Source organism: Nonomuraea deserti (assembly GCF_004348685.1).
Lineage (GTDB): Bacteria > Actinomycetota > Actinomycetes > Streptosporangiales > Streptosporangiaceae > Nonomuraea > Nonomuraea deserti.
The window spans coordinates 19172-27165 of the sequence record NZ_SMKO01000135.1; the positions used below are offsets into that span (position 1 = coordinate 19172).

Sequence of the window (7994 nt, forward strand, 5' to 3'; positions counted from 1 at the left end):
TTCCTCCTTCAGACGGCTATGAGATCGGTCAGGTGGGCGAGCATCCGCTCGGCGTCCGGCTCCCGGCCGGTGAACAGTCTGAAGGCGTGTACGGCCTGGAAGACGACCATGCCGCCGCCGTCCAGAGTCCGGCATCCAGCGGCCCGCGCGTGCCGCAGCAGCTCCGTCTCCAGCGGCCGGTAGACGATGTCGGCCGCCCACAGGCCAGGGTGCAGCAACCCGGCGGGTAGCGGCATGCCCGGATGGCGTGCCATGCCGGTCGGGGTCGCGTGCACCAGCCCTTCGGCCCTGGCCAGGAGCTCTGGCAGCTCGGCCACACTCGCGTGGCGCGCTCGTTCGGCGCCGAAGCGAGCGGCCAGCTCACCGGCGAGAGCGCGCGCCCGTGCCGGGTCGGAATCGACCACGGTGATCTGATCGGCGCCCATCGTGAGCAGCGCGTGCGCGACCGCGACCCCCGCACCTCCGGCGCCTAGCTGCACGACCTCATGAGTGGGGGCATCGGGCAGGCCCCGCGCGAACGACTCGGCGAACCCCGTCCAGTCGGTGTTGTGGCCGATGGCCCGCTCACCGTCGAACACCACGGTGTTGACCGCGCCGAGCAGGCCGGCGTCCGGCGACAGCTCGTCCAGGTGGGGGATGACGGCCTGCTTGCAGGGATGGGTGACGTTGAGTCCGTCGTAGCCGAACCGGCGGGCCGTACGAACCAGCTCGCCCACGTCACCGCCCACCCGATCGGTGTCGAGCAGCCGGTAGACATAGTGCAGCCCATGGTGCACCGCCTCCTGCTCGTGCAGCTGCGGGCTCAAGGAGGTGCCGATGCCTGAGCCGATCAACCCGACCAGGAATGAATCCATCACTTCTTCCTTTCAGCAGGTGTGACAGATACGCGAGCGGTGCGTACCTAATGTACGTACTAGTGAGTTACGTGGCTAGCGCAAATCCACCGAAGCGCGGGCAACTGATCGCCCCTTGACTTCCCCGCGCGTTGCTCCGGGCGTTGTTCTCGGAAGCGGGACGCTCACCCGAGCCGGTGCCCGGTTTGGCCGAATGGCTCGGCGGCCTGCCCGGTTACCTGGATTTCACCCGTACGGCTCTGCAAGCGGCGCGGGCCCGCGCCGCGGAGATTCACGCGGGCGAGATCCCGTACACAGCGGAGAAGGCGTTCGACGATGGGGAGAAGTCGGCGCTCGGCCGGGCGGTGCGGCTGGCGCTCTTCCGCGACGAGCCCTGGCTGCCCGAGCTGCTGGACGAGCTGGTGCGCGGGATCGCGGTGGCGCCCACCCAGGCCAAGATCCTGCCCTCTCAGGGATTGTTGTTCGAGATCACCCGCGCGGTGGAGGAGCATCCGACGCCCGAGGCGATCTCCGCGCTGCGCACCGCCCGCCGGATCACCCGGCACGGCGGGGTGCCCATGCAGCTCGATCGCAAGTTCAAACGCGTGGAGCCGGCCCTGGCCGAGCGGCTGGAGGTGGCGTTCAGGATCCCCGACGGGTGGGTACGCCAGGCGTTCGGCGAGCACACGGCGGTGATCTCGACCGACGGCCGGGGTCGAGCTGTCGTGGTGGCACGGGGACAAGAAGCTGAGGTCGGTCCCGGCGGCGGTCAGGCGGGAGCACCCCGACGAGGTCAAGCGGCTGCACGAGCTGGCCAAGCTGACCCAGCAGCAGCAGATGACCCTCGGCAGGGCGTTGGAGGCCGGATACACCGCCGAGACGACCGCGCCATACCGGCAGCTGGAGGGTCATCCGGTCGCCGAACGGCTGATCTGGAAGTTCGAGGTCTCTCCCGGCCGCATGACGCACCGCTGCCGGAGGTGCCCGCGCTGGTGTTCAGCGAGGCCATGCGGGACATCGACCTGTTCGTGGCCGTCGCCTCGATCACGACCGATCCTCAGTGGGCCGGCCAGGGGCATGATCGGCTGCGGGACTACTGGCGGACCGGCTCGTTCGCGGCGCTGCCGCCCTCCGCCGAGGTGCGCCGGGACGCGCTGTCCCGCTTGATCGGGCGTACGGCCATCGCCGACCGGTGCACCCTCACCGACCGCTTCCTGGTGGTACGTGGTGATCTGCGCACCTACAAGATCCACCTGGGGTCGGCGAACATCCTGATGGAGCCCAACGACGCCTACCTGTGCATCGTCTCCGCGCGCGGACCCCACGCCGGGCTGTTCCTGCCCTTCGAGAGGACGGCCGGTTGGCGCTCATCCTCAGCAAGGCCTTCCTGCTGGCGAACGACACCGCCATCACCGACCCCTCCATCACCCGCCAACTCCGGGCGTGACTTCCTGCCGCATGTCGTCACCCACAGCGTGCCGCGCCACTCGTCGCCGCCAGCTCGGCGTCCAGCACCCCGATCACCTCGTCCGGCTCCTCGTCGGCCCGCCCCATCGCCGCGACCTGCGCCAGCGGCACCTTGTACCCGTTGGCCGCGCGCTCGGGCACCTCCAGCAACCCCGAGCTCCTGATAATGCCGGATGGCCTTCACCGTCGAGCCCCCAAGATCGGCAAGTTGCCGCGTGCTCCACGCCATACACCGCCTCCCCCGTCGCCTTCGGCTGCAGGCTTTCCACGCCACGCGTCCCTTGCCCAGTCCACACCATGACGTATGGGCACGGTCAAAGCGGCAGTGCGCTGACCGCGGCACACCCGCCGCGGCCAGGCACGCGACGCAGGTGAAGTGGGGCGCGTGTCCTAAGGAGGTCGTGGCCGAGGCCGCACCGTCCAACCTGGACTGGGCCACCGCGCCGGTGGACTGCGCCGGTGGACTACGCCGAGTCAGCGCCGGAAGGTCAGCGGCCTAAGCTGGGTGTCCTCCGGGTGCCGGGCTCTGGCCGCACCCCTGTGGGTCCACGCGCTCAAGCTTGGTCCAGCCGGTCCAGCCCCGCTCCCTCAGCAGCTCCATCAGCCGGCGGGCCGGGGGTACGGTGTCGAACGCCAGCGTGTCCATCAGCCTGGCGAACGGTGGATCGACGTCGATGTCGCCGACGTAGTCCTCGCCCCGCTCGTCCGCCATCCGCGTGAGATAGCCGGCCAGCTTGTCGGCCAGCTCGACCAGCCGTGCGTCGTCGTCGGCCCGGTCGAGAGCCTGGCCCAGCGTACGGTAGAGCTCGATGAGCTGCTGGTCGGCGACTTGTTCCCGCTTGCGCGCCATCCACTCCGGGACTCGTTCGGGCGAGTGCGCGGCCAGCGGGATCCAGCCGTCGCGTTCGATCCGGACGATCCGCTCGTCCACCCCGAGCGCCCGCAACCGGTCGAGAAACTCGACCACCTCAGCCGGCAGCGCCAGGCTGTCGCCGGCGGCGAGCCGGGCGATCCGCTCCCGGTGCCGCTGCCGCTCCCGGATCTCGGCCCGCAGCCGCCTGTCGATGTCCGCGATCGCTGCGGCGAACTCCTCCTCGTCGGCCCGCAGCAGCTCCCGCACCCGCGCCAGCGGGACCCCGGCCTCGGCGAGGGTACGGATCTTGATCAGCTCGATCACGGCGCCGGCGTCGTACCTCCGATAGCCGGAACGGTCCCGCTCCGGCTCGGGCAGCAGTCCCTTGGCGTGGTAGTGCCGCACCGCGCGGACCGTCACTCCGGCGTACGACGCCAGCTCGCCGATGGTCAGCATCGAACCAGTCTCCTCCCGCGGGAGACGTTCAAGAAGCCGGCCCGACCGGTGGGCCGATCGCACTCCGGATGATCTCGGCGATCTCCGGGGCATGCGTGAAGACCAGACGGTGATCGGCGTCGAGCCAGGACGTGGAGATGCGCGGCTGCTGCCGGACGAGCCGCTCCACACCGGCCCGCCAGTTCAGATTAAACCGCGGCGCAGGCCCTTCGTCGCTGCCACCGGCCATCGAGGTCGACATGATCATGCTGACGGGGCAGTCGATCCTCCGGTACCGGTCGAGGATTTCTGACCGGATCCCATCGATCTCGACATTCAGGGCGAGGATCTCCTGACCGGTGAGCAGTACCTGACGCGCGCTGCCTCGCCCCGCCTCCTGCTGCTTCGCCATGTCCTCCCACATCGCACGGAAGTCCGGCAGGTCGGCCTCGGTGATGAACGGTTCGGGCACGGGGTTCGCCCCGTCGATGAGAACGAGCTCGGCGACGGCTCCCGGATGCTCGGAGGCATAGTGCACGGCCAGATCCGCGCCCAGCGAGTAGCCCACCAGAACCGGCACGGCGCGCTGGTCAGAGTGTCCCAGCTCCGCCAGCACGGTGGCGAGATCGCTGAGGAACGCCTCGAAGGAGTACCTGCCCGCGGCCGACGCGAGGCCATGACCCCTGAGATCGAAGGTCACCACGTCGTAGTCGCGCCGTAGCAGCTCGGCCAGCTCGTGCAGATCGGCCTGGGTCGAGCACAGCCCAGGGCACAGGACCAGCAGCCGTCCCCGTCCACCGCGAGACACCGGGATCGTGACACCGTCGTGGTGGACCGTGAAGTGCTGTATCGCACTGGTTGTCGTAGTCACGCCCATCATGCTGGGGGGTTGACCCTGCGTCAGGGTCAACCGCCGCGACGACCTGGCTGATCACACCACATGTGAAGAGCGGGCACGCCTTACGCACCTCCCGCGCCGCATGTCGTTCCGACTGACCCAGCAGCAGTCAAGAAACGGGGCGCAGAAGATACGGCGGTCCTGCCTTGCGACGCTGGCCGCCGCGCAGGACGAACCCGATGACCTCGCCGCTGTGGGGCATCCGTACCGTCAACGTGCTGGTGGGGTGTCGTCCGAGAGTCAGCCGGTCTGATCACCGGATCGGACCAATCGGCGTTCCCAGGCCAGGGCCGCGACCACACCGATGGCATAGGCGACCAGGTCCCATGGGTCGGGGAACGCGCCGACCAGGACACCGCCGATGCCCGGCGGGGTCATGCCGACTATTTGGTAGAACTCGACGGCGACGGCGATCGCGGCCGTGGCCAGGGTGCGGCGTGCGGCGGTGGTGCGCCACAGCAGCCCCAAGAACGCGTAGACCAGCATGGTGGCGCCGACGTCGCTCACGTAACCGCGGATGAACGGTTGTCCCGGGCCCTGGTAGAAGAGGGTGAACGCGCCGACGGCGAGGGCGACGCCACCCAGGAGGACCATGGCGTGGCGCATGAGATTGACATCTTCTCCGAATCTCAACGATCAGGACGAACTGATCATAGAGCTCGTCCCTTATGGCGGCATGCTGATCGCGCCAGGTCAGCGATCGCAGTGGAGTGCTATGGCGACGGCATGCCAGCACGCTGGAACGTAGTGACGATTCATCCGGAATGAGCCCGACCAGATAAAACAGGGGGTTACGGTGCGCTCGGCGCCGCCTCGATGACCGCGCCATGGCCGATCCAGCCAGGCCTCGCGCCGCTTGATCCCATCGCCGATGCCCTCATCCCACATCCTCGCCCAGCCACCACCCCGCTCCTCAGCGCTCTGCTTCATCAGAAACCACGCCCGCCGGGTCCGCAGCGCGAACACCTCGACGAGCCGGAACGGTCGACGTCTGACATCCCGTAGGCCGGAAGAACTGGTACGTCATCGCCCGGCCGTGCCAGGTCGACACCCCGCGCACGACCTTCGCCGAGACGGACGTCGACATCGTCGCCTGCCGCACCGGCGGCCCCGGCGGCCAACACCGCAACAAGGCCAGCACGGCCGTACGGGCGACCCACCGGCCCACGGGGACCGTCGTCGTGGTCGACACCGAGCGGCAGTTCGGCCTCAACCGCCGCATCGCCATGCGGCTGCTGCGGGAGCGCATCGAACAGGGCGACGCGGCGGCGGAGCGCGCCGCCACCACCGCCCGCTGGCGCATTCACGACGAGCTCGTACGCGGCAACCCCACCCGCATCGAACGCCCGGAACCGTCGAAGCCGGCCTGAACGACGTGCCGCTCTCGGACGCCTGCACTTATGACTTCGGTGCAGAGCTGTGAAGCAATAGCTTGCCTCCCAGGCCTATAGGCACACCGGCAGGCAGATTCCACCTCGCGTACCTGGCGATCGGGCCCGCTACCGCGGTCAACGGCGTGATCGGCAGGTGGGCACCGACCCCGCGCGGAAGGCGCCTCCACACCCGCAAGAACCGGCACGACACCACGACCGGGCTAATCGATGGCGATCGTCTGCCGGCACCCGTCACGCGCGACCGACCCTTGTTCTGGCCCTCCGGAGTGACGGGACTCACGGTCACGAAGGCCCTTGTCGACGTCACATCTGCCGGCCCGATCGCGTCTTGTGGGTAGGCAAGATTAGGGGGCCCAAGATGCGTTCGTTGCCGACCGTACGCCGCTCGTTCCAGTTCTCCCACTGGTCGTTCATGTTCGCGGAAATCGCTGTCTGGTCGTTCGTCGTTCTGCTGGTGACCGGGGCGATGCTCATGCTGTTCTACGACCCCGGCATGTCCCAGGTGACCTATGACGGTTCCTACGGCCCGCTGCGCGGGCTCCTCGTCAGCAGGGCGTTCGACTCGACCATGCACCTGAGCCTGGAGGTGCGCGGCGGGCTGCTCATCCGCCAGATGCACCACTGGTCGGCGCTCGTCTTCGTGGCGGCCGTCGTGTTGCAGCTGCTGCGCATGTTCCTCACCGGCGCGTTCCGCCGCCCGCGTATCCAGCAGTGGCTGATCTGGGTGGCGCTGCTGGCGCTGGGCATGTTCGCGGGCGAGACCGGCAACGCCCTGCCCGACGACATGCTGTCGAGCGGGAGCCTGTGGCTGATCATGTCGGTCGTGCAGTCCATCCCGGTGGTGGGCACGTGGATGATGTCGCTGCTGTTCGGCTCGGGCTTTCCCGGCGACACAGTCATTTCGGTCATGTACGTCGGGCACCTGCTGCTCGCGGCCGTCATGGCCGTACTGCTGATCGCCCGTGAACTGCTGGTGCGGCGGCACGGCCACTCGCGGTTCGTCGCCTCGCTGCCGGCGCGGCGAAGCGCCCGCCCGCTGATGGCGGTCGCGACGTTCGGCATGCTGATCATCCTCGGGTTCGGGTTCCAGATCGCCCCGATCTGGCTGTACGGTCCGGCCAGGCCGACGCAGATCTCGGCGGGCTCGGTGCCCGACTGGTACATGGGGTTCCTCGACGGCGCACTCCGGATCATGCCCGCGTGGGAGCTCGCTCTCGGGGACTACACGCTCAGCCTCGCGGTCCTCGTCCCCACGGTGGTGGTACCCGGCGTCTTCTTCACCGCGCTGGCCACGTATCCGCTCGCCGAGCGCTTCCTCCTTGCGCGACGCGGCCGCCGTGACGCGCTGGGCCGGCCGGAGAGCGCGCGCCGCATCGCCCGTGAGGCACCGGCGCGGAAACTGCTCGACCGGTCGCGCGACACGCCCGTGAAGACGGCCATCGCCGCCGCCGGGATCACGTTCTACGGCCTGCTGTGGGCAGCCGCGGCCAACGATCAGCTCGCCCACCAGTTCCAGCTCACTCTCAACGCCGTGACGATCTTCTTCCGATACGCCGTGGTCATCGGGCCCGTCGTCGCCTTTGTCGTCACCCGGTGGATCTGCCTCGCACTCCAGCAGTCGGACCGCGACGTGGCCGAGCACGGCGTGGAGACCGGGATCATCACCCGATCCCCGGACGGCGGATTCCACGAGCGGATGGCGCCGGTGCGGCAGGAGCGCGATCACCACCGGGAGTTGAGCCGGTCAGCATAGGGGGAGGGCGAGTTCCACGCGCCTGACCGGCTGAGCCGGGCGCGGCCCGGTCACCCCGGCGGCGGCGGGGTGACGTGGCCACCGTCAACCCCGGCGGCGCAGGCCTCCCCGGTCCAGCCAGGTGTAGATCGCGTCGTACCCCGCGAAACCGAGCGCGACCAGGCTCAGGATGTCCCGGCTTCCTCGAGTGTGTACGCCATCGGTGTCCGTTCGTCGTGCCCGGTGCTTCGGGAAGTACGGAGCGTGTACAGCCGCGTCGCGCCGCGCCGGAGACCCTGCACAATGGGCAGGGCACCCCCTTGAGTCGGGGCAGGTTCGGGATCGCCGGCGCAACGAGGAGAGGCGCCCGTTTGGAGGGGGT

8 protein-coding genes and 2 pseudogenes are annotated in these 7994 nt (G+C 69.1%); 4 read left to right on the forward strand and 6 right to left on the reverse strand.

Features of this window, described 5'->3' with window-relative positions; genetic code table 11:
- Positions 1-8: 8 nt before the first annotated feature.
- Both E1292_RS34815 and E1292_RS54280 read right to left on the reverse strand, forming a co-directional pair.
- On the reverse strand, positions 9-854 hold the full coding sequence (locus E1292_RS34815) for a shikimate dehydrogenase (RefSeq protein ID WP_132601184.1): 846 nt from the start codon (positions 852-854) through the stop codon (positions 9-11).
- Between the two features lie 164 nt (positions 855-1018).
- Positions 1019-1519, reverse strand: a complete 501-nt coding sequence (locus E1292_RS54280; RefSeq protein ID WP_132601187.1) for a hypothetical protein — start codon at positions 1517-1519, stop codon at positions 1019-1021.
- 115 nt (positions 1520-1634) lie between these two features.
- Between E1292_RS54280 and E1292_RS55930 the strand changes: the two genes are divergently transcribed.
- Both E1292_RS55930 and E1292_RS56185 read left to right on the forward strand, forming a co-directional pair.
- The gene (locus E1292_RS55930; RefSeq protein ID WP_369334347.1) at positions 1635-2000 is read left to right on the forward strand and encodes a hypothetical protein; all 366 of its coding nucleotides are present in this window, start codon (positions 1635-1637) and stop codon (positions 1998-2000) included.
- Positions 1973-2122: pseudogene (locus E1292_RS56185) on the forward strand (DUF7737 domain-containing protein); the annotation flags it as partial. The gene E1292_RS55930 and the pseudogene E1292_RS56185, both read left to right, overlap by 28 nt.
- Before the next feature lie 199 nt (positions 2123-2321).
- Here the strand turns inward: E1292_RS56185 and E1292_RS54285 are convergent.
- The 4 genes and pseudogenes from E1292_RS54285 to E1292_RS34845 form a co-directional block, all read right to left on the reverse strand.
- Positions 2322-2529 (reverse strand): annotated as a pseudogene (locus E1292_RS54285) (MerR family transcriptional regulator); the annotation flags it as partial.
- 267 nt (positions 2530-2796) lie between these two features.
- Positions 2797-3609 (reverse strand): MerR family transcriptional regulator, encoded by an 813-nt coding sequence (locus tag E1292_RS34835; protein WP_132601190.1) that lies wholly within the window; start codon positions 3607-3609, stop codon positions 2797-2799.
- 28 nt (positions 3610-3637) lie between these two features.
- Positions 3638-4468, reverse strand: coding sequence for an alpha/beta fold hydrolase (locus tag E1292_RS34840; protein WP_132601193.1), 831 nt, complete (start codon positions 4466-4468; stop codon positions 3638-3640).
- Between the two features lie 258 nt (positions 4469-4726).
- Positions 4727-5092, reverse strand: coding sequence for a DUF2809 domain-containing protein (locus tag E1292_RS34845; RefSeq protein ID WP_132601196.1), 366 nt, complete (start codon positions 5090-5092; stop codon positions 4727-4729).
- Positions 5093-5511: 419 nt separating this feature from the next.
- Between E1292_RS34845 and E1292_RS34855 the strand changes: the two genes are divergently transcribed.
- Positions 5512-5856, forward strand: coding sequence for a peptide chain release factor-like protein (locus E1292_RS34855; RefSeq protein WP_281284109.1), 345 nt, complete (start codon positions 5512-5514; stop codon positions 5854-5856).
- 382 nt (positions 5857-6238) lie between these two features.
- Positions 6239-7633, forward strand: coding sequence for a cytochrome b (locus E1292_RS34860; protein ID WP_132601199.1), 1395 nt, complete (start codon positions 6239-6241; stop codon positions 7631-7633).
- Positions 7634-7994: the final 361 nt, after the last annotated feature.